Annotated in this window: 16 protein-coding genes; 5 read left to right on the top strand and 11 right to left on the bottom strand. The window is 72.1% G+C overall.

The features are described 5' to 3' along the window. Positions 1 to 76: 76 nt before the first annotated feature. Complete coding sequence (locus ACE3Q8_RS18550) at positions 77 to 502, bottom strand: Lrp/AsnC family transcriptional regulator (RefSeq protein ID WP_374471786.1); 426 nt, start codon at positions 500 to 502, stop codon at positions 77 to 79. 121 nt (positions 503 to 623) lie between these two features. On the opposite strand from ACE3Q8_RS18550, the gene ACE3Q8_RS18545 reads away from it, so the two are divergent. The 4 genes from ACE3Q8_RS18545 to ACE3Q8_RS18530 all read left to right on the top strand — a co-directional run bounded on the left by ACE3Q8_RS18545 (position 624) and on the right by ACE3Q8_RS18530 (position 5,716). Continuing rightward, the gene (locus ACE3Q8_RS18545; RefSeq protein ID WP_374471785.1) at positions 624 to 1,733 is read left to right on the top strand and encodes a saccharopine dehydrogenase family protein; all 1,110 of its coding nucleotides are present in this window, start codon (positions 624 to 626) and stop codon (positions 1,731 to 1,733) included. A 6-nt stretch (positions 1,734 to 1,739) separates the two neighbouring features. Further along, positions 1,740 to 3,272 (top strand): aldehyde dehydrogenase family protein, encoded by a 1,533-nt coding sequence (locus ACE3Q8_RS18540; RefSeq protein ID WP_374471784.1) that lies wholly within the window; start codon positions 1,740 to 1,742, stop codon positions 3,270 to 3,272. Between the two features lie 136 nt (positions 3,273 to 3,408). Continuing rightward, complete coding sequence (locus ACE3Q8_RS18535; protein WP_374471783.1) at positions 3,409 to 4,359, top strand: AAA family ATPase; 951 nt, start codon at positions 3,409 to 3,411, stop codon at positions 4,357 to 4,359. A 4-nt stretch (positions 4,360 to 4,363) separates the two neighbouring features. Then, positions 4,364 to 5,716 (top strand): VWA domain-containing protein, encoded by a 1,353-nt coding sequence (locus ACE3Q8_RS18530; RefSeq protein WP_374471782.1) that lies wholly within the window; start codon positions 4,364 to 4,366, stop codon positions 5,714 to 5,716. Here ACE3Q8_RS18530 and ACE3Q8_RS18525 read toward each other — a convergent pair. The 8 genes from ACE3Q8_RS18525 to ACE3Q8_RS18490 form a co-directional block, all read right to left on the bottom strand. Further along, positions 5,713 to 6,285, bottom strand: coding sequence for a YbhB/YbcL family Raf kinase inhibitor-like protein (locus ACE3Q8_RS18525; protein WP_374471781.1), 573 nt, complete (start codon positions 6,283 to 6,285; stop codon positions 5,713 to 5,715). The two genes, ACE3Q8_RS18530 and ACE3Q8_RS18525, sit on opposite strands and share 4 nt — an antisense overlap. Before the next feature lie 59 nt (positions 6,286 to 6,344). After that, positions 6,345 to 9,626, bottom strand: a complete 3,282-nt coding sequence (locus ACE3Q8_RS18520; RefSeq protein WP_374471780.1) for a carboxyl transferase domain-containing protein — start codon at positions 9,624 to 9,626, stop codon at positions 6,345 to 6,347. Between the two features lie 170 nt (positions 9,627 to 9,796). Then, positions 9,797 to 12,010 (bottom strand): molybdopterin cofactor-binding domain-containing protein, encoded by a 2,214-nt coding sequence (locus tag ACE3Q8_RS18515; protein WP_374471779.1) that lies wholly within the window; start codon positions 12,008 to 12,010, stop codon positions 9,797 to 9,799. A gap of 4 nt (positions 12,011 to 12,014) precedes the next feature. After that, entirely contained in the window at positions 12,015 to 12,476 is a 462-nt protein-coding gene (locus tag ACE3Q8_RS18510; RefSeq protein ID WP_374471778.1) for a (2Fe-2S)-binding protein, read from the bottom strand. A gap of 56 nt (positions 12,477 to 12,532) precedes the next feature. Further along, positions 12,533 to 13,903 carry a sensor histidine kinase gene (locus ACE3Q8_RS18505; protein ID WP_374471777.1) on the bottom strand — a complete coding sequence of 457 codons (1,371 nt, stop codon included), beginning with the start codon at positions 13,901 to 13,903 and terminating at the stop codon, positions 12,533 to 12,535. Positions 13,904 to 13,999: 96 nt separating this feature from the next. Further along, positions 14,000 to 14,707 carry a TPM domain-containing protein gene (locus ACE3Q8_RS18500; protein WP_374471776.1) on the bottom strand — a complete coding sequence of 236 codons (708 nt, stop codon included), beginning with the start codon at positions 14,705 to 14,707 and terminating at the stop codon, positions 14,000 to 14,002. Then, complete coding sequence (locus ACE3Q8_RS18495) at positions 14,707 to 15,519, bottom strand: YgcG family protein (RefSeq protein WP_374471775.1); 813 nt, start codon at positions 15,517 to 15,519, stop codon at positions 14,707 to 14,709. The genes ACE3Q8_RS18500 and ACE3Q8_RS18495 overlap by 1 nt, the downstream gene beginning before the upstream one ends. After that, entirely contained in the window at positions 15,519 to 16,232 is a 714-nt protein-coding gene (locus tag ACE3Q8_RS18490) for a LemA family protein (protein WP_374471774.1), read from the bottom strand. The genes ACE3Q8_RS18495 and ACE3Q8_RS18490 overlap by 1 nt, the downstream gene beginning before the upstream one ends. Before the next feature lie 138 nt (positions 16,233 to 16,370). Here ACE3Q8_RS18490 and ACE3Q8_RS18485 point away from each other — a divergent pair, with 138 nt between their 5' ends. Next, complete coding sequence (locus ACE3Q8_RS18485; RefSeq protein WP_374471773.1) at positions 16,371 to 17,135, top strand: class I SAM-dependent methyltransferase; 765 nt, start codon at positions 16,371 to 16,373, stop codon at positions 17,133 to 17,135. Here ACE3Q8_RS18485 and ACE3Q8_RS18480 read toward each other — a convergent pair. After that, complete coding sequence (locus tag ACE3Q8_RS18480; RefSeq protein WP_374471772.1) at positions 17,132 to 19,003, bottom strand: ABC transporter ATP-binding protein; 1,872 nt, start codon at positions 19,001 to 19,003, stop codon at positions 17,132 to 17,134. The genes ACE3Q8_RS18485 and ACE3Q8_RS18480 overlap by 4 nt on opposite strands. Next, positions 19,000 to 20,856, bottom strand: coding sequence for an ABC transporter ATP-binding protein (locus ACE3Q8_RS18475; RefSeq protein ID WP_374471771.1), 1,857 nt, complete (start codon positions 20,854 to 20,856; stop codon positions 19,000 to 19,002). The genes ACE3Q8_RS18480 and ACE3Q8_RS18475 overlap by 4 nt, the downstream gene beginning before the upstream one ends. Between the last annotated feature and the right edge of the window lie 31 nt (positions 20,857 to 20,887).

Here is a 20,887-nt window from a genome sequence, read left to right as displayed (position 1 = left end):
AGGAGGAAGCATCCCCCCGCCGGCGCCCGACGACAACAGCCCTCTCCCGCGCTCCCGCTCCGGAGAGGAGCGCGGCCTACCGATCGAACTTCGTCGACAGCACGATGGAGCTGTTGGTGCGCTCGACGCCGGGCAGTTCGCCGATCTCGTCGATCAGGGCGTCCATCTCGCTGACGCTCGGAGCGTCCACGGTGGCGACCATGTCGAAGGGGCCGCTGACCGACTGCAGGCGGCGGACGCCGGACATCTTGCGCAGCGCCGTGGTGACGGCGGCGGCCTGCTTCGGCTCGACGGTGAGCATGATGAAGGCGTGGACGCGGGCCGCTTCGTGCTTCTCCGACAGGCGCACCGCATAGCCGGCGATCACCCCGGAGCGCTCGAGCTTGGCGAGCCGGCTCTGCACGGTCGTGCGCGAGAGGCCCAGCGCGCGGGCCAGCTCGGCCACCGGGGCCCGGGCGTTCTCGCGCAGGCGGGCCAGGAGATGCTCGTCCAAGTCGTCCATCGGCGGAGTGCTCACAGGGTTCGTCGACTCGCCCAGAATACCTGCGCAGACCGCCGAAGCGTCAATTGAAACGTGCTTGGCCATAGCCGACCCTGGCGACTGGACAATCGGGAGGCAGGCGATGCGCAAGGTGGCCGTGGTCGGGGCGGGCAAGATCGGCTCGACCGTCGTCGACATGCTGGTGGGCTCGGGCGACTACCGGGTGCTGGTGATCGACCAATTCGCCGACGCCCTGGCGAAGCTGGCCCCGAAGGCGCCGGTGGAGACGGTGGCGATGCCGATCGAGGACCCCGACGCCCTGGCCGAGAAGCTGGCCGGCTGCTTCGCCGTGGTGAACTGCGCCCCCTACCACCTGACCGTCACCGTCGCCCGGGCCGCGGCGGCGGCCGGCGCCCACTACCTGGACCTGACCGAAGACGTGGCGTCGAGCCGCGTGACGCGCGAACTCGCCAAGACCTCCGGCACCGCCTTCATCCCGCAGTGCGGCCTGGCGCCGGGCTTCATCACCATCGCCGCCTGGGACCTCTGCAAGCACTTCGACGAACTGCACGACGTGCGGCTGCGGGTGGGCGCCCTGCCCCGCTACCCGTCGAACGCGCTGAACTACAACCTCACCTGGTCCACCGACGGCGTGATCAACGAGTACTGCGAACCGTGCGAGGCGGTGGTCAACGGCGCCCTGCGCGAGGTGCCGGCCATGGAGGAGCGCGAGGAATTCGCCCTCGACGGCGTCACCTACGAGGCCTTCAACACCTCCGGCGGCCTGGGCACGCTCTGCAAGACCCTCGAGGGCAAGGTCCGCAACCTCAACTACAAGACCATCCGCTACCCGGGTCACGCCGACATCATGAAGGCGCTGCTCAACGACCTGAACCTGCGCAACCGCCGCGAGGTCCTGAAGGACATCCTGGAGAACTCGCTGCCGGCCACCCTGCAGGACGTGGTCATCGTCTTCGTCACCGTCTCCGGGATGAAGGACGGGCGGCTGATGCAGGAGACCTACGTCAACAAGATCTACGCCCAGACGGTCGGCGGCGAGATGAAGAGCGCCATCCAGATCACCACCGCCGGGGCGATCTGCGCGGTGCTGGACATGCTGGCCGACGGCAAGCTGCCGCAGCAGGGCTTCATCCGGCAGGAGGACATCCCGCTGGACGACTTCCTGGCCAACCGCTTCGGGCGGTTCTATGCCCCCGAAGACCACATCCCCCTTCGCGCCGCCGCCGAGTAAGCCCGCATGACCCTTCAGTCCAAGATCACGTCGGCCGCCGCCGACGCCGCCAAGGTGCTCGAGCGCCTGGGAGTTCCGGCCGCCCAGTGGACCGGCGGCGAGCGCCCGGTCCGCTCCCCCGTCACCGGCGAGGTCATCGGCCAGGTGCATGACACCTCGCCGGAGCAGGTGGACGCCGCCGTCGAGGCCGCCCATCAGGCGTTCCTGGCCTGGCGCACGGTCCCGGCGCCGCGCCGGGGCGAGCTGGTCCGCCTGTTCGGCGAGGAGCTGCGGGCGGCCAAGGCCGACCTCGGCGCCCTGGTCACCCTGGAGGCCGGCAAGGTCACCTCCGAGGCGCTCGGCGAAGTGCAGGAGATGATCGACATCTGCGACTACGCCGTCGGCCTGTCGCGCCAACTGTTCGGCCTGACGTTGGCCACCGAACGGCCTGACCACCGGATGATGGAGACCTGGCACCCGCTGGGCGTGGTGGGGATCATCTCGGCCTTCAACTTCCCGGTGGCGGTGTGGTCGTGGAACTCGGCGCTGGCGCTGGTCTGCGGCGATCCCTGCATCTGGAAGCCGTCAGAGAAGACGCCGCTGACCGCGCTGGCGGTGCAGGCGCTGTTCGAGCGCGCGGTCGCCCGCTTCGGCGACGCCCCGGCCAACCTGTCCGCGGTGGTGATCGGCGGGCGCGAGGTGGGCGAGCGGCTGGTCGACCATCCGAAGGTCCCGCTGGTCTCGGCCACCGGCTCGACGGCCATGGGCCGGGCGGTGGGCCCCCGGCTGGCGCAGCGTTTCGCCCGCGCGCTCCTGGAGCTCGGCGGCAACAACGCGGCCATCGTGGCGCCGAGCGCCGACCTCGACCTGGCGCTCCGCGGCATCGCCTTCGCGGCCATGGGCACGGCGGGCCAGCGGTGCACGACGCTGCGCCGCCTGTTCGTCCACGAGAGCCACTACGACGCCTTCCTGCCGCGGCTGAAGGCGGCCTACGCCTCCGTGCCGGTGGGCGATCCGCGCGAGGCCGGCACGCTGGTGGGCCCGCTGATCGACGCGGGCTCCAGGGCGCAGATGGAGAAGGCCCTCGCCGATGCGAAGGCCGCCGGCGGCCAGGTGCACGGCGGCGAGGCCGTGGAGGTCCCCGGCTGCCCGGACGCGGCCTATGTCCGGCCGGCGCTGGTCGAGATGCCGGCCCAGGCCGACGTGGTCCGCCGCGAGACCTTCGCGCCGATCCTCTACGTGATGAAGTACAAGGACCTGGCCGAGGCCATCGCCCTGCAGAACGACGTGCCGCAGGGCCTGTCGTCCTCGATCTTCACCAACGACATGCGCGAGGCCGAGCTGTTCATCAGCGCGGCGGGCTCGGACTGCGGCATCGCCAACGTCAACATCGGCCCCTCGGGCGCCGAGATCGGCGGGGCGTTCGGCGGCGAGAAGGAGACCGGCGGCGGCCGCGAGGCGGGCTCGGATAGCTGGAAGGCCTACATGCGCCGGGCCACCAACACGCTGAACTACGGCCGCACCCTGCCGCTGGCCCAGGGCGTGAAGTTCGACGTCTAGGCCTTTGCGTCGTCGTCCCCGGGCTCGTCCCGGGGATGACGGAGGAACGGAGCGGGGACGAACACCCGTTTGCCAGCCGGGCCCGGGCGGGCCACTATCGGCGCTTTCAGACTGCCCATTTCGAAAGCGCCAGACTTTGACCCTTACCCCCGTGGCCGCGAAGCCGGCGGCCGATCCCTTCGCGTCCGTGGACGCCCTCGTCGAGGGCCTGGCCGGCGTCGGCTACATCGCCTCGCGCCGCATCGCGACCGCCCTCTACATGGCCGCGCACCTGCAGAAGCCGATCCTGGTGGAGGGCTCCGCCGGCGTCGGGAAGACGGAGCTGGCGCTGTCCACCGCCGCCCTGCTCGACCACCCGCTGATCCGGATGCAGTGCTACGAGGGGCTCGACGAGTCCAAGGCGCTGTACGAATGGAAGTACGGCAAGCAGCTTCTCTACACCCAGATCCTCAAGGACCGGGTCGGCGAGAGCCTGGCCGACGCGCCGACCATGGACGCCGCCATGGCCCGCCTGCACGGCATGGGCGACCTGTTCTTCTCCGAGCCCTTCCTCGAGCCGCGCCCGCTGATGAAGGCGCTGAAGCAGGACGGCGGCTCGGTGCTGCTGATCGACGAGATCGACAAGTCGGACGAGGCGTTCGAGGCGTTCCTGCTGGAGGTGCTGTCGGCCTACCAGGTGTCGATCCCGGAGATCGGGGTGGTGAAGGCCAAGACCCCGCCGCTGGTGTTCCTGACCTCCAACAACGTCCGCGACCTGGGCGACGCGCTGAAGCGCCGGTGCCTGCACCTGCACATCCCGCTGCCGGAGCCGGCGCTGGAGGAGCGGATCGTGCTGACCCGCGTGCCGGGTGTCGAGGGGCGGCTGGCGCACGACCTGGTGGCCTTCGTCCAGTCGCTGCGCACCCTGGACCTGCGCAAGGCGCCGTCGATCTCCGAGACGGTGGACTGGGCGCGCGCGCTCATCCTGCTGCACGCGGCGAGCCTGGACCCCGCGATCGTCAAGGACACGCTGAACGTCATCCTGAAGTTCGAGCAGGACATCGCCCAGGTGGAGCCGCAGATCGTGGAGCTGCTGGGGCGGCGGTGAGCTGATGCAGCACACGCTCCAGGACTTCCTGCGCGCGCTGCGCGCCGCCGACGTGCGGGTCTCGCCCGCCGAGGCGATCGACGCGGCGCGGACGGTCGACACCGTGGGCTATGCCGACCGCGAGCTGTTCAAGGACGCGCTCTGCGCCACGCTCGCCAAGTCGCAGGCCGAGGTGGAGGCCTTCGACCGGACGTTCGAGACCTTCTTCGCGCGCCGCAGCTTCGACCTGCCGCCGCCTCCGGAAGGCGGCGAGCCGGAGGCCGGCGACGCCGGGGGCGAGACGCCGGACAACCCGCTCGCCCAGGCCCTGCTCGAGGGCGACACCGCCACCCTGCAGCAGCAGATGGAGGAGGCCGCCCGCCGGGCCGGGGTGGCCGAGATCCGGCTGTCCACCCAGCGAAGCCGGATGACCCGGCGGCTGCTGGAGGAGATGGGGGTCGGCGAGATCGAGAAGATCATCGCCAACGCCCGGCGCTTCCCGGAGAGCGAGGGCCTGGCCGAGCGGCTGGACGCGCGCCGCCGCGCCCTGATGGCGGAAGCGCAGCAGTACGTGGAGCGCCAGCACGAGCTCTATGCGGCGGGCTCCGGCCGGGCGCTGCGCGAGGAGATGCTGGCCAGAAAGGCGCTGAACGCCGAGGGCGGCATCGACCCCGTGGACCTCGCCATCATGCAGCAACTGGTGCGCAAGATGGCCAAGCGGCTGGCCGACCGCTACTCGCGCCGTCGGCGGACCAACCGGGTTGGCCACCTGGACGTCCGCCGGACGCTGCGGAAGTCCATGGGCTACGGCGGCGTGCCGTTCGACATCGTCTGGAAGTCGGAGAAGGTGGAGAAGCCCTCCATCGTGGCGATCTGCGACGTGTCGAAGTCGGTGGCGGCGGCGGCGCAGTTCCTGCTGACCTTCCTCTACTCGCTGAACGAGGTGGTCGACCGGCTGGACGCCTTCGCCTTCTCGGGCCGGCTGATCCCGGTGGGCGAGATCCTCGATGAGCACGAGGTGGAGCAGGCGATCCTGAAGGTGCTGCAGACCATCGGCTTCCAGCAGACCGACTACGGCCAGGCCCTGGCCGACTTCAGCGAGCAGCACCTGGACCGGCTGGACCGCCACACCACGGTGATCTTCCTGGGCGACGGGCGGACGAACTTCGCCAACCCGCGCCTCGACCTGATGAACCAGATCCACCAGCGCAGCCGGGCGGTGATCTGGCTGAACCCGGAGCCCGAGAGCTACTGGGGCCAGGGCGACAGCGTCATGGACCGCTACGCCCGCTACTGCCACGTGGCGAAGACCTGCAACACGCTGGAAGGCCTGGAGCGCGTGATCGAGGACGTGCTGCGGGCCTACCTGCCGCACTAGACGCGCTCGTAGGTCCCCACCAGGACGCCCTTGGCGAGCACGTGGCCGCGCATCGCCTGGACGACCGCCTTGCGGCCGGGCGCGTGGGCGAAGTCGAGCTTCTTCGAGAGCGCGAAGAGCTGGAAGCAATAGAGGTGCGGCCCGTGGCCCGACGGCGGATCCGGCGGCAGCCAGGCGGTCTGAAGGTAGGAATTGCGGCCGAGGTTCTCGTCCAGGCCGCGGTGGCCGGGGCTCCTGAACTCTCCCTCGGGCAGGGTCTCCATGGCCGGCGGCAGGTCCCAGGCCAAGAGGTGGACGAGCGGTTCGGCGCCCGGCGCGTCCGGGTCCTCCACGATCAGCACGAGGCCCTCCGTCCCCGGCGGCAGGGCGCGCCAGCGGAGCGGCGGCGAGATGCGCTCGCCGTCGGCGGTGTAGCGGGGCGGGATGGACTCGCCGTCGTCGAAGGCCTCGCTCTCCAGCGGGATGGTGTCGGCGATGTCGCCGAAGTCGTCCTCGGCGACGATCTTCTCGTAGCCGGCGCGAACGCCGCGCAGCGCATGGCCGATCCCCGACGGAATCTTCTCGAGCATGGCAGGGTCCCTCCTGTTCGGCAGGGGAACGCCGGCCGCTCGGGGTTCGATCCGGCGGCTTACCAGACGTCGACGAACGGCCGCTTCTTGCCCGGCCCGCGCGGCGGGACGGGACAGGCCTTGAGGCCGCGCAGCAGCCAGGCGCGGGTCTCGGCCGGGTCGATGACGGCGTCGATCTCCACCACGGAGGCCACGGAGAGCGCCTTGCCGTTCTCGTACATCTTGCCGACCAGCTTCTCGAACAGGGCCTGGCGTGCGGCGGGGTCGGTCTCGGCCTCCAGCTCCTTGCGGTAGCCCAGGCGCACGGCGCCCTCCAGGCCCATGGGTCCGAACTCGGCGGTGGGCCAGGCGAGCATCATCGCCGGCGCCGAGAAGTCGCCGCCGGCCATCGCCTGGGCGCCCAGGCCGTAGCCCTTGCGAAGGACGACGGTGAACAGCGGGACAGAGAGGCTGGTGGCGGTGACGAACAGGCGCGAGCCGCGGCGGACGGCGGCGGTGGTCTCGCTCTGCGGGCCGACCATGAAGCCCGGCGTGTCGCAGAGCGACAGGACCGGCACGTCGAAGGCGTCGCAGAGCTGCAGGAAGCGGGCGCCCTTCTCCGCGCCTTCGGAATCGATCGCTCCGCCCAGGCGCCGCGGATCGTTGGCGATCAGGCCGAGCGGCCGGCCCTCGATGCGCAGGAAGCCGGTGATCATCCCGGGGCCGTAGCCGCCGCGCAGCTCGATCCAGCTCCCCTCGTCGGCCAGGGTGCGGATCACCGCGCGCACGTCGTAGGCGCGGACGCGGTTCTCCGGGATCAGGTGGCGCAGGCGCCGCTGGTCCGCGCAGGTCCAGTCGCGGACCGCCCCCTGGAACATGCCGAGGATCTGCTTCGCAGCGGCGGTGGCCTCCGCCTCGTCCGCCACGAGCAGGTCGAGCGCGCCGTTGGCGTAGAGCACGTCGGAGGGGCCGATCTCGTCGGGGGTGAAGACGCCCAGGCCGCCGCCCTCGATCATCGCCGGGCCGCCCAGGCCGATGTTCGAGTAGCGGGTGGCGATGGTGACGTCGGCGCAGCCGAAGAAGACGGCGTTGCCGGCGAAGCAGCGGCCGGAGTTGATGGCGATCCGCGGCGCCACGCCCGAGAGCCGGGCGAAGGTGGTGAAGCTGGTGGTGTCGAGCGACGAGGCCGAGAGCTGGCCGCCGTCCACGTCGCCGGGCCGGCCGCCGCCGCCCTCGGTGAACCAGACGATCGGCGCCTTCCAATGCTCCGCGAACTCGAGGATCCGGTCGGTCTTCTTGTGGTTGAAGTGGCCCTGCGTGCCGGCCAGCACGGTGAAGTCGTAGGCCAGGCCCACGCAGCGGGCGCGGTCCTCGCCGAAGACGTCTCCGTTCACCTCGCCCACGCCGACCACGATGCCGTCGGCCGGGGTGTTGGCGCGCAGGTCCTCGAGGCTTCGGCGGCGACGCTGGGCGGCGACCGCCATGGCCCCGAACTCGTTGAAGCTGCCGGGATCGAACAGGTCGGCGAGGTTCTCGCGGGCCGTGCGCTGGCCCGTGCGGCGGCGGCGGGCCACGGCTTCGGGGCGGGCCTCGTCGAGGGTCAGGCGGTGGCGCTCGATCACCTCGGCGAGGTCGGGACGGACGGCGTCGAGGTCGATGTCGGCTTCGGCCGCGGCGTCGGCGTCGGCCTGGCCGGTCGGCTCCAGATAGGCCAGGGGATGGCCCTCGAAGACGGTGTCTCCGGGCGTGACGGTGAGCTGGCGCAGCACGCCGGCGGCGGGCGCCTCGACGACGTGCTCCATCTTCATGGCCTCGAGCACCAGGAGCGGCTGGCCCCTGCGCACTGTCTCGCCCGCCGCGGCCTGCAGCGCGATCACCGTGCCCTGGAGGGGCGCGCGCACCGGGCTGGCGCCCGGCGGGCCCTCCGGCTCGCGGCCGGGGCCGGCGGCGGCCGGGCCGGTCTGGGCGGCGGCGTCGAAGTAGAGCCTGGGATGAGCCTCGGGCGCGCCGACGAGCGCGTCCATGTGCGCCTCGATGAAGCGGGTGTGCACGTCGCCGGCCGCGACGGCCGGGTGGGCCAGGAGGTTCTGCAGGAAGCCGAGGTTGGTGGCCGAGCCCTCGATGCGGAACTCCGACAGCGCCCGGTAGGCCTTGGCCACGGCGCGCGAAAGGCCGCCGGCGCCGGCGTGGACGACCAGCTTGGCGAGCAGGCTGTCGAACCGGGCGCTGGTGGCGTAACCGGCGTAACCGAAGCCGTCGACCCGCACGCCGGGGCCGGACGGGGGCTCGTAGACGCTCAGCGTTCCGCCGGCGGGCCGGGCCGAGCCGTCGGGCGCCATGGTCTCCAGGTTCACCCGCGCCTGCACGGCGTGGCCGCGCGGGACCGGGACCTGGCCCTGCGAGAGGCCGAGGTCGGCGAGGCGGGCTCCGGCGGCGAGCTGGAGCTGGATCCGGACGAGGTCGAGGCCGGTGACCTCCTCGGTGACGGTGTGCTCCACCTGCAGGCGGGCGTTGGCCTCGATGAACACGGCCTCCTCGCCCGCCACCAGGAACTCGACGGTGCCGAGGCCGCGGTATCCGGCCGCCCGCGCGAGATCGACGGCGTGGCCGAACAGCCGCTCGCGCAGCGCCTGGGGCAGCATGTCGGCCGGGGCGATCTCCACCACCTTCTGGCGCTGGCGCTGCAGGCTGCACTCGCGGTCCCAGAGGTGGGAAACAGCCGTTCCGTCGCCGGCCACCTGCACCTCGACGTGCCGGGCGCGGGGCAGGAAGCGTTCCACATAGAGGGCGGCGTCGCCGAACGCGGCCCTGGCTTCCGAGGCGCAGCGCTCCCAGGCGGCCTCGAGTTCGGCGAGGTCCTGAACCGGCCGCATGCCGCGGCCGCCGCCGCCGGCCACGGCCTTGACCATGACGGCCCCCTGCTCGGCCAGGAAGGCGCGGGCCTCGTCCAGGGTGGTCGGTCCCTCCGTGCCCGCCGCCACGGGGACGCCGCACTGCCGGGCCAGGGCCCGGGCGCGGGCCTTGTCGCCGAACAGCTCGAGCGTCTCGGGCGAGGGGCCGACGAACGCCAGGCCGGCCTCGGAGCAGGCGCGGGCGAAGGCGGCGTTCTCGGACAGGAAGCCATAGCCCGGATGGACGGCGTCGCAGCCGGCCTCGCGCGCCGCGCGCACCAGGCCTTCGACATCGAGGTAGGCGGCGGGCCCGGAGCCAGCCAGGGCGACGGCGGCGTCGGCCGTGCGGGTGTGCAGGGAGCCGGCGTCGTCCTGCGAAAACACCGCGACGGTGGCGAGGCCCATCTCGGCCGCCGTGCGGGCGATGCGCACGGAGATCTCGCCCCGGTTGGCGATCAGCAGCTTCTGCACGGCGTCCCCTCAAACACTTGTTTAGGAGACATTTGGGCCGATCGGAGCGCCGGAGCCAACCCCTGCTCTGCGTCGGCAGGGGCCCTCGGGCGGACGCCCGGAGAGGGAGAGGCCCAGCCACCCCTCTCCCAGCCCTCTCCCTCACTTCGTGTGGGGGAGAGGAGCCTGGGTCAGGCCTTCAGCATCGACGCGTCGATGGGCAGGCTGCGGATCCGCTTGCCGGTGGCGGCGAAGATGGCGTTGGTGAGCGCCGGGATCACCGGCGGCAGGGCCGGCTCCCCAAGGCCCGTGGGGTTGTTGTCGGAGAGCACCCACTTCACCTCCACCGGCGGCGCCTCGTTGATGCGCATCAGGGGATAGGTGTCGAAGTTGCCCTCGACGGCGCGGCCGTTCTCGATGGTGATCTTCTGGTGCAGGGCCTCGGAGAGGCCGTCCAGCACCGAGCCCTGGACCTGATTGATGGCGCCGTGGGGGTTGATGATCTGGCGGCCCACGTCGCCGGCCACCCAGACCTTCTTCACCTTCACCTCTCCGGCCGGCGAGACGGCCACGTGGCAGACCTCGGCGAAGTAGCCGAGGTGGCTGTAGTAGCAGCCGACGCCGAGGCCCTCGCCCTTGGGCAGGCGGCCGCGGTTGGCCCAGCCGGACATCTCGCCCACCGCCTTGAGCACGCCGGCCATGCGGCCCGCGGCGTAGGCGGAGGGCGCCTCGCCCACCACCGCCTTGTCGCCCAGCAGCTTGAGCTGGAAGGCCAGGGGGTCGGCGCCCGCCGCATGCGCCAGCTCGTCGATGAACGACTGCATGACGAAGGCCAGCGCATTGGAGCCCGGCGCCCGCAGCGGGCCGGTGGGCACCCCCAGCGGCATGACCGAGACGTCGAAGCGGCAGTTGGACACGAAGCGGCCCGGGAACTCGTTGGGGCCCATGCCGGCGCTCGGCGCGAAGCCCGTGCCTTCGCCGAACGAGACGAAGTGGTCGTGGAAGGCGACGACATCGCCCTGGGCGTCCAGGCCGCCGCGCAGGAAGTGGAAGCCCGCCGGACGATAGATGTCGTTGCGCATGTCGTCTTCGCGCGTCCACAGGAGCTTCACCGGCGCCCCGGCCTCCCGCGCGATCCAGGCGGCCTCGACCATGTAGTCGTTGGCCAGGCGCCGGCCGAAGCCGCCGCCGCCGCGGATCATGTGGATGGTCACGTCCTCGGGCTTGATCCCGAGGGTGCGGGCGCAGAGCTGGCGGCCGGGCTCGGGGTTCTGGGTCGGGGCCCAGATCTCCAGCTTGCCGTCCTTCCAGGCGGCGGTGCAGTTCTGCGGCTCCAGCGGCGCGTGGGCCAGGAAGGGATAGGCGTAGGCCACCTCCACCGTCTTGGCGGCGGACTTCATGGCGGCGTCCACGTCGCCGTCGTTGCGGGTGTTGCGCTGCGGCTTGCCGGCGGCCAGCTCCTTCGCCTTGGCCGCGAAGCCCGCGGAGGACTGCGCCGAGGTGGGATGCTCCTGCCACTGCACGTTCAGCCGGTCGCGGCCCTTGCGGGCGGCCCACCAGTTGTCGGCGACCACCGCCACGCCCGGCAGCAGGCCGGCGCCGATCTGGCCGGCCGGCGGATGCAGCGCCTTGGGATCGCCCTCGACCACGAAGGCCTTCCGGACGCCCTTCACCCCTTGCGCCGCGGCGAGGTCGGCGCTCGCCACGCGGGCCCCGAACACCGGCGCCTTCTCGAAGGTGGCGTAGAGCATCCCGGGCAGCCGCACATCGATGCCGAACAGCGGCTGGCCGGTGACGATCTTCGGCGTGTCGTACTGCGGCGTGGGGCGGCCGATGATCCGGTAGTCCTTGGGATCCTTCAACGGCAGGGTCTTGGGATCCGGCGCCGTGATCCCGGCGCAGCGGCCGGCCAGCGACCCGTAGGTCGCCTTGCGGTTCGAGGCCTTGTGGAGGACGACGCCGGCCTGGGTGGAGCACTCGCCCGGCGGGCAGTTCCACGCCTGGGCGGCGGCCTGGATCAGCATGGCGCGGGCGACGGCGCCCACGCGGCGCTGCTCTTCCCAGTGCAGCGGGGTGGCCATGGAGCCGCCGGCGAACTGCCGGCCGTAGACGGCCGGATCGCTGTCGGCCTGCTCGATGCGGACCTTCTCCCAGGGGATGTCCAGCTCCTCGGCGATCAGCATGGGCAGCATGGTCTTGATGCCCTGGCCGACCTCGGGGTTCTTGCTGGTGATGGTGACGAGCCCGTCGGGCGCCACCTTCACGTAGGCGTTGATGGCGGCGAGGCCGCCGGCCGGGGCCTGGGCCTGCGCCTTCGAGGCCACGGAGAAGCCGATCACCAGGCCGCCCGCGCCGGCCGTGGTCAGGAACTCGCGCCGGGAGGCGCCGGTCATTTCCAGGGTCATGGGATCAGGCCTCCCGCTGGCCGGAGGCGCGCTTGATGGCGGCCCGGATGCGCGTGTAGGTGGCGCAGCGGCAGATGTTGCCGCTCATCGCCGCGTCGATGTCGGCGTCGGTGGGCTTCGGGTTGCTGACCAGCAGGGCGGTGGCCGACATGATCTGGCCCGGCTGGCAGTAGCCGCACTGGGCCACGTCGAGCTCGCTCCAGGCCTGCTGCACCTTCTTGCCGACGGCGGTGGCGCCGATGCCCTCGATGGTGGTGACCTTACCCTGCACGGCGGAGGTGGGGGTCACGCAGCTCCGGATCGGCTGGCCGTCCACGTGCACCGTGCAGGCGCCGCACTGGGCGATGCCGCAGCCGTACTTCGGCCCGACGATCCCGAGCGTGTCGCGCAGCGTCCAGAGGAGCGGGGTGTCCGGATCCACGTCGGCGTCGTGGACCTTGCCGTTGACGTTGAGCTTGAAGGCCATGGCGCTCCTCCCTTTGCGGCCATGGTAGGGCCCAGAGGGGCGCGGCGGCAAGCGGCTCAGCCGGCGGTGGGGAACTCCACGCGGGCCTCGAAGCCCCCCGGGCGGTAGTCCACGGCGACCTTGCCGCCGAAGGGCGCCAGCGCTGTCTGCAGCACCCGAGAGCCGAAGCCGGTCCGGGCCGGCTTCTCGGCCGGCGGGCCACCGCTCTCGCACCAATGCAGGACCACGCGCCCGGCGGCCCCCTCCTCCGGCACGATGCGCACCTTGCCGTCGCGGGCGGAGAGCGCGCCGTACTTCACCGCGTTGGTGGCGAGCTCGTGCAGCAGCAGGCCGACGGCGGTGGCCATCTGGCCGGCGATGGTCACCGGCTCGAGGCCCGCGGCGATCTCGAATCGGGCGAGGCCGAAGGGGCTCAGCACCCGCTCCAGCACGGCGGAAAGCGCCACCGGGTTGCCGCCCGTCTCGGTGACCAGGTCCTGGGACTTGGCCATGGCGTCCAGGCGGGCGACGAGCACGGCCTCGAAGTCGGCGACGCTGGTGGCGGTGCGGGCGGTCTGGCTGACGATGGCCATCATCACCGTGAGCCCGTTCTTCGCCCGGTGGGCCAGCTCGCCCATCAGCAGGGCGCGGCGCTCCTCCGCCGTGCGCCGCTCGGTGACGTCGAGCGAGGTGCCGAGCACCACGCCCGTCTCTCCGTTCTCCTTCAGGACCCGCCCGTGGGTGAGGATCCAGCGGACGGCGCCGTCGGGAGCGACCACCCGGTGCTCCACCTGGAAGTCGCCGCCGGCCTCGGCGGCGTCGCGGTAGGCCTCCTGCACCTGCGGCAGGTCTTCCGGGTGAATCAGGTCCATGTAGCGGTGGATGTCCACGTGGGCGTCCGGGGCGAGGCCGAACAGCGCCTTGTTCCGCTCGGACCACAGCACCTCGGCGCCGCGCGGATCCCATTCCCAGAGGCCGAGGCCGGTGGCTTCGACGGCGAGCTGCAGCCGCCGGCGCTCCTCCGCCAGCTCGTCCGACAGCCGCCGCGTCTCGGTGATGTCGGTCTGCAGGCCTTCCCAGAGGGTCGAGCCGTCCGGCAGCGCGCGGGGATAGGAGGCGACCCGGTGCCAGCGCACCTCCCCGTCGGCGCGGCGCATCTGCACTTCCACCTCGAAGGCCCGACGGCCGGCCAGGGCCGCCTGTTCGGCGGCGGCGAAGGCGGCGCGGGACTCCGGGAGGATCAGGTCGTAGAGCGCGGCGCTGTCGGCCAGCACCGCCTCCGGCGGGACGCCGTTGAGCTGCAGGCAGGTGTCGCCCACCTGGACGAACCGGCGGCCCTGGCCGTCGGCCGGCACGATCACGCGGTAGGGCATGCCGAGGCCGAGCGCCTCCGCCACGTCGTGGAAAGGCCGCGTCAGGGCGTCAGAAGTGTCGGGCCCGTCCGCCACGGCCTCTCCTGGACTTCGGTCGGCCGCAATCTGGGGGGCCGCACAGCGCCGGACAACACGCAATGGCGGGGTCGTTTCGACGCAGGTCGCCATCCTCTAGTCGCGGGGCAGCAGCACCACGGCGTCCGGCAGCTCGTTGGGGTTGTCGGGACCGGCGGGGAAGCGCTCCGCCAGCACGTCGCCGCACAGGCCGACCGCCGCGGCGAAGCCGGCGCCGGGCTCGCCGCGCTTCAGGCCGGCGGTGAGCGCGGCCATGGCCCGATCCCAGACCTGCGGCTCCACCTGGCCGGCGATCCCCTCGTCGGCGATCAGTTCGGCCATGTGCTCCCAGAGCGAGACGTAGATCAGCACGCCGGTGCGCTCGCGGGTGGCGTGCAGGTTCTTGCCGAGGAACTGGGCCTGGGCCTCGCGGCGGACGCGCTCGCGCTTCAGCCCGCGCGGGGTGAGCAGCCGGCGCACCGGACCGAGGCTGACGACCAGGGCGGTGGCGACGAACAGCACGAGCTGCAGCACGATGGCGCCCATCAGCGTCTCGCGCGCCGCCGCGCCGGCCGCGGCCGTCACCTGCGCCGCGGTCCAGCCGCCGCCGAAGTCGGGCACGCCCGGGTGGACGCCGACCAGCAGCAGGAGCGCCGGGCCCAGCAGGGCGACGCCGGCCGCCCAGGCGAGCGGGGTCTCGAAATAGTCCGAGCTGTCGTCGGCCACCACGCAGTAGATCTCGCCCGAGGTCCGGGCCTCGGCCTCGCGCACGGCCGCCTGGATGGCCGCCAGGTCGGAGGGAGACAGCAGGGGTTCCTTGGCCATCACCAGCTCCCCGAGGATCCGCCGCCGCCGAACGAGCCGCCGCCGCCGGAGAAGCCGCCGCCGCCAAAGCCGCCGCCGCCCCAGCCGCCGCCGCGATGCCGCCCGCCGCCGCCCGACATCAGGATCGGCAGGAGCCACCAGAGCCCGCTGGAGCCGCGCCGGCGACGGCGCCCGCGGCCGAAGGCGCCCAGGATGCCGCTCAGCACCCAGAACGCGATGAACAGGAAGAAGATGAGCGCGAACCCGCCGCCGCCATCGGACTGGGCCGGGCGCGGCGCCGCAGCCGCCTGGGCCACGCGCGCCTTCGCCTCCTCGTCGGGCAGGGCGAGCTGCTGGATCACCGCCTCGGTCCCGGAGACCACCCCTTGCTCCATCTGCCCTTGGCGGAAGTAGGGCAGCACCCGCTGCTGCAGGATGACGTTGGAGAGGGCGTCGGTGAGGACGCCCTCGAGCCCGTAGCCCACCTCGATGCGCACCTTGCGCTCGGCGGGGGCCACCAGGAAAACGACGCCGTTGTCCTCGCCCTTCTGCCCGATCCCCCAGGCGCGGCCGAGCTGGTAGCCGTACTCCTCGATCTCGTAGCCCTGCAGGTCGGGGATGGTGGCCACCACCATCTGCCGGCCGGTCTGGGCCTCGAGCTGCTCGAGCTCGCCGGTCAGCTTCTGCTCGGTTGCGGCCGACAGCATGTCGGCGTTGTCGACCACGCGGCCGGTGAGCGGCGGGAAGTTCGGCTGGGCGAAGACCGTGGCCGGCGACCCGACAAGGACCAGGAGCGCGAGGACGACGCCCCGCGCTCCCGCAAGCCAGTCCATCACTGCGCCGGCGCGGGCGTCGCGCTGGGGGCCGGGCCGACCGGCGGGGCCGCCGAGGTGGGCGGCGCGGAGCCGGGGGCCGCGCCCTGCGGCAGGGGCGCGCCGGGCTGGGTCCCGCCGAAATCGACGGTGGGCGCGCTCTGCGCGGCCGCCGAGGCCTGGAAGAGCTGCATGGGCTGGGAGCCGGAGTGGATGGTCTTGGCCCACAGCACGGTGGGGAAGGTCCGCAGGCTCGTGTTGTAGTCCTGGACGGAGGCGTTGTAGTCGCGCCGGGCCACGGCGATGCGGTTCTCGGTGCCCTCGAGCTGGCTCTGCAGGGCCAGGAAGTTCTGGTTCGACTTCAGGTCAGGATACTGCTCCTGGATGACCATCAGGCGGCCGAGCACGCCGGTCAGGCGGTCCTGCGCCTGCTGGTACTGCTGGAACCGGGCCGGATCGGTGATCGTCGAGGCGTCCACCTGGACCTGGGTGGCCGAGGCGCGGGCCTCGATCACCTCGCGCAGCACGGTGCGCTCCTGGGTGGCGTAACCGCGGACGGTCTCCACCAGGTTCGGGATCAGGTCGGCGCGGCGCTGGTACTGGTTCTGGACGTCGGCCCAACGCGCGCGCGCGGCCTCCTCCTTTGTGGGGATGGTGTTGATGCCGCAGCTGGCCAGCACAGGCGCCATCAGCATCACGGCCACCAGGGCCAGGCGTTTGCGAAGCATGTTCACGTGTCCGAGGCTCCCAAGAGTCCAAGCTTCAGCTTGGTGTCCCGTGAATGTGGCCCCGACATTGATCCGGCGCAATCGCGCGGGCATTGACCGGGACCGGAGCCATTGAAGCTCCGGGATGTCGCAGGGGTTCCTTCGATGGCGCAGGCGCGCCCCTACTACGCCGACAGGAGCCTGAGCGCGGCCTTCTACGAGGTGGTTACGGCGGCGGACGCGCGGCTGCAGGGCGACCTCGACATCTATGCGGACCTGGCGCCGGCCGGAGGCTCGGTGCTGGAGCTCGGCGCGGGCTCCGGGCGCGTGGCCTTCGCCCTCGCCGAACGCGGCCTGCGGGTCACGGGCGTCGAGATCGCCCCCTCCATGCTGGCCCAGGCGCAGGCGCGGCTCGCCGGCCTGCCGCCGGAGGTCGCCGGACGGGTGGAGCTGCGCCGCGGCGACATGACGGCGCTGGACCTGAAGCGGACCTTCGACCTGGTGCTCTGCCCCTACTTCACCCTGGCGCACGTCCCGGCCGGCACCGCCTGGCGCAACACCTTCGCGACCGCCGCCCGGCACCTGGCGTCGGGCGGGCTGGCCGCCTTCCACCTGCCGCTGGCCGAGATCATGCGCCTGCCCGCGCCGCCCAGGGACGCCGTGGTCCTCGACCAGGCCCTGCCCGGCGGCGGACGCCTGCAGTTGCACGTGCTGGAGCGGACGTTCAGGGACGGGATCGGCCGCCTGGACCAGGTGGTCGAGTACGTGGAGCGCGACGCGTCAGGCGCGGTGGTCCGGCGCTCGCCCGAGCGGCTGACCTACTATGTCGCCGATCCCGAGCCGGCGGCCGCCGCGGCCGGCCTTCTGAAGGACCGCGACCCCGTTCCCCTCGGGGGCGTGGGCGAGATCTGGGTGTTCCGGAAGGCCTAGGTGCGGGTGGCGAACTCGGCGTCGCCGGTGTCGCCCACCGCCTGGTCGTCGAAGCTGGCGTGGGCCGAGGCGTAGAGCCGCCGGTAGAGGCCGCCCGCGCGCATCAACTCGTCGTGGCCGCCCTGCTCGAGGATGCGCCCCTGCTGCAGGACGACGATCCGGTCGGCGTCGCGGATGGTGGCCAGCCGGTGGGCGATGACCATGCAGGTGCGCCCCGCGAACAGCACCTTCAGCGCCTGCTGGATGGCCTGCTCCGTGAAGCTGTCGATGTTGGCGGTGGCCTCGTCGAGGATCAGGATCTGCGGGTCGGCGACCAGGGCGCGGGCGAAGGAGATGAGCTGCCGCTGGCCCACCGACAGGTTGCGCCCGCGCTGGCCGAGCGGGGTGTCGTAGCCGTCCGGCAGGCGGCTGATGAAGTCGTGCGCCGACACCGCCCTCGCCGCCGCGATCACGTCCTCGCGGGTGGCGCCCCTGGTGTTGTAGCGGATGTTCTCCTCGATCGTGCCGGTGAACAGGAACGGTTCCTGGAGCACCATGGCGATCCGCCGGCCGAGGCTGTCGAGGGTCACGTCGCGCACGTCGTGGCCGCCCACCAGCACCTGGCCCGCGTCCGCGTCGTAGAAGCGGTGGGTGAGCGCGATGATCGAGGTCTTGCCGGAACCGGTGGGACCGACCAGCGCCACCACCTCGCGCGGCTTCACCTCGAAGCTGATGTCGTGCAGCACCGGGCGGGCCGGGTCGTAGCCGAAGGTCACGTTCCGGAACTCGACGCGGGGCTCGAAGGCCTGCAGCGCCACCGCGTCCGGCTTGTCGCGGATGGTCACCGGCACGTCCAGCACCTCGAAGATGCGGTGCGCGGCGGCCATGGCGCGCTGCATCACCGTGTACTGCTGGGAGAGCATCCGCACCGGGTCAAAGAACCGCTGCACGTAGAGGACGAAGGCGACCATCACGCCCACCTCCAGCCGCCCGGCGAGCACCGCATGGCCGCCCATCACGATGACGATGGCCATGGCGACGCCGGTCAGCACGTCGACCGTAGGGACCATGATCTGGGTGAGCCAGGCGGCGTGAGTCTGGGCCTTGAAGTTGGCGTCCGCCATCCGCCGGTAGAGCTTGAAGTTCAGCGCCTCGCGCCGGGTCTCCTGCACCGTGCGGATGCCGTTGATGTTCTCGGCCAGCGCCGAATTGGCGGTAGACGATGCGTCGCGGGCCTCGCGGAAGGCCTTCTTGGAATAGGGCAGCCAGACCGCGCGGATGGCGATCAGCGCCGGCAGCACCGCCAGGGTCAGGAGGCCGAGCTGCAGGTCGAGGCTCAGCAGCACCACGGTGATGGCGACCAGGATCAGGATGTCGCCAACCGCGCCGGTGGTGCTCTCCAGGAGCTCCTGGAGCGCGGCCACGTCGCCCTGCAGCCGGGCCATCATCCGCCCGACGTGGGTGCGGTCCATGAACGACAGGCTGACGTCCTGCAGGTGGGCGAACATGGCCCGGCGGATGTCGAAGATCACCCGTTGGGCCATCCGCTGGATCTGCCACTCGCCGTAGACCTGGGTGGCGATGAACACCGCCGCGGCGACGGCGAAGAGCACCAGGGTGCGCGCGAAGGCGGCGGCGTCGACGCGGACCAGGCTGTCCACCGCCTTGCCGATCAGCAGCGGGATCGAGACGTTGGCCGCGGCCGCGGCGAGGACCGCGACCTGGGCGCCCAGGAACGCCTTCCGGTGCGGGGCGAGCCAGGCGACGAAGCGCCGGGCGACGCGCGGGTCGAAGGTCCCGAAGACGTCGTCGCCCTCGGGCGAACCCAGCGAGGCGCGCGGCGCGCGGCGGCGCTCCTCGGCAGGACCGGGTTCCGGCTCGAGGCTCATGCCGGGGCCTCCTCGAGCGTCGCGCCGGTGTCGGCGCGGGTCTGCAGGGCATAGAGCTCGGCGTAGGTCCCGCCGCGCGCGACAAGCTCCTCATGGCCGCCGCGCTCGACGATGCGGCCCTCGTCCAGCACCAGGATCTCGTCGGCATGCATCAGCGACGACAGCCGGTGGGCGATGATGACCGTCGCCTTGGTCTCGGTGGCGCGGGCGAGGCCCTCGCGCACCTTGCGCTCGGTCACCGCGTCGATGGCGGCGGTGGAGTCGTCGAAGATCATCACGCCGGGCCCCGGCACGACCCCGCGGGCGATGCTCATCCGCTGGCGCTGCCCGCCGGAGAGGGCCACGCCGCGCTCGCCGACGCGCGTGTCGTAGCCCTGCGGCAAGGCGGCGATGTGCTCGTGGATCTGGGCGGTGCGCGCCGCCGCCTCGATGCGCGCGTCCTCGGCCCAGGGGTCGGCGTAGGCCACGTTGTGGCCCACCGAGGCGTCGAACAGGAAGGCCTCCTGCTGGACGAGGCCGACGTACCTGCGCAGCGAGGCGAGCGTCACGTCGCGGATGTCGGTTCCGTCGATGGTGATCCGGCCCTCGGTGGGGTCGTAGAAGCGCGGGATGAGGTTGGCGAGCGTCGACTTGCCCGAGCCCGGCGGGCCGACGATGCCGACCGTACGGCCCGGCCGGACTTCAAAGCTGACATCCTGCAGGATCGGCTTGCCGCCCGGCTGGAAGCGGAACCCGACGCCCTCGAACCGCAGCACGCCCTCCGGGGCCTCCAGGGGACGCGCGCCGGGCGCGTCGCGCACCTCCGGCTCCAGGTCCAGCACCTCGAACAGGCGCGAGCCGGAGGACGTCGCCCGGGCCATGGAGTTGACGATCATCGCCACCTGTCGGATCGGCGCCTGCAGGAGGGTCATGTAGGTGAGGAACTCGGTCAGCCGGCCGACGGTCATCTCGCCGGCGAGCACCTTTCGGCCGCCCAGCCACAGCAGCAGGCCGAGCGAGACGTGGAAGCTGGCGTTCATCCAGGCGACGCCGGTGAAGCGCAGGGTGATCCGGCGGTCCTGGAAGGCGATCACCGCCTGGGCGGCGCGGTCGAACTTGGCGAGCTCGAAGGCGCGGCCGGCGAAGGCCCGCACCACGCGGATGCCCTGGAGGTTCTCCTCCATGGTCAGGGTGAGCTGGCCCATCAGCTCCTGAACCTTCAGCCAGGTGACCCGCAGCAGGAAGCCCATTCGGGCGAGGGCGACGGCCGCCACCGGCACGAAACCCAGGCCGACCAGCGCCAGCACGGGCTCGGTGGTCACCATCATGGCGGCCGCGAACCCGACCAGCAGGACGAGGGTGAAGCCGGGGACCAGGGCCCCATTGATGAAGGCGCGCGCGCCCTCGAGGTCGAGCATGCCGCGGGTGATGAGGTCGCCGGAGTGCACCCGGTCGTGGAAGCCGAACGACAGCTTCTGCAGGTGCTGGAAGAAGGCCAGCCGCAGGTCGTTGGCCACCCGCTGGCTGAGGTGCTCGCCGAGGTAGCCCGACCACATGGTGAGCAGCCCGCGGGCGACGGTGGCGGCGACCACCAGGGCGGCGCTGACCACCAGGGCTGTACGGGCCTCGCCGGCGTGGGCGGCGCCCTGGGCGAGCAGCGCCTGGGCCTGGTCGACGGCGCGTCCGAACAGCCGGGGCAGGGTCAGGCTGGCCGCCGCCGAGCCCAGGGATGCGCCGATGGTCAGCGCCACCCGCCAGGGGTAGCGCATCGCCAGCCCGCCGATCCGGGCCAGCACCGAAGGCATGGCCGTGACGTCCACCGTGGGGACGTCGGACAGCGCCGCGCTTCGCCCCTCGGGGGGCGAATCACTCATCCCGCTTCATCCGTCTGCTATGGGTCCGGGA

The sequence above is a fragment of the Phenylobacterium sp. genome, assembly GCF_041913825.1.
Taxonomy (GTDB): Bacteria; Pseudomonadota; Alphaproteobacteria; order Caulobacterales; family Caulobacteraceae; genus Phenylobacterium.
Note: the sequence above shows the minus strand (reverse complement) of the source record. Positions and strands in the feature narration are given on the sequence as shown.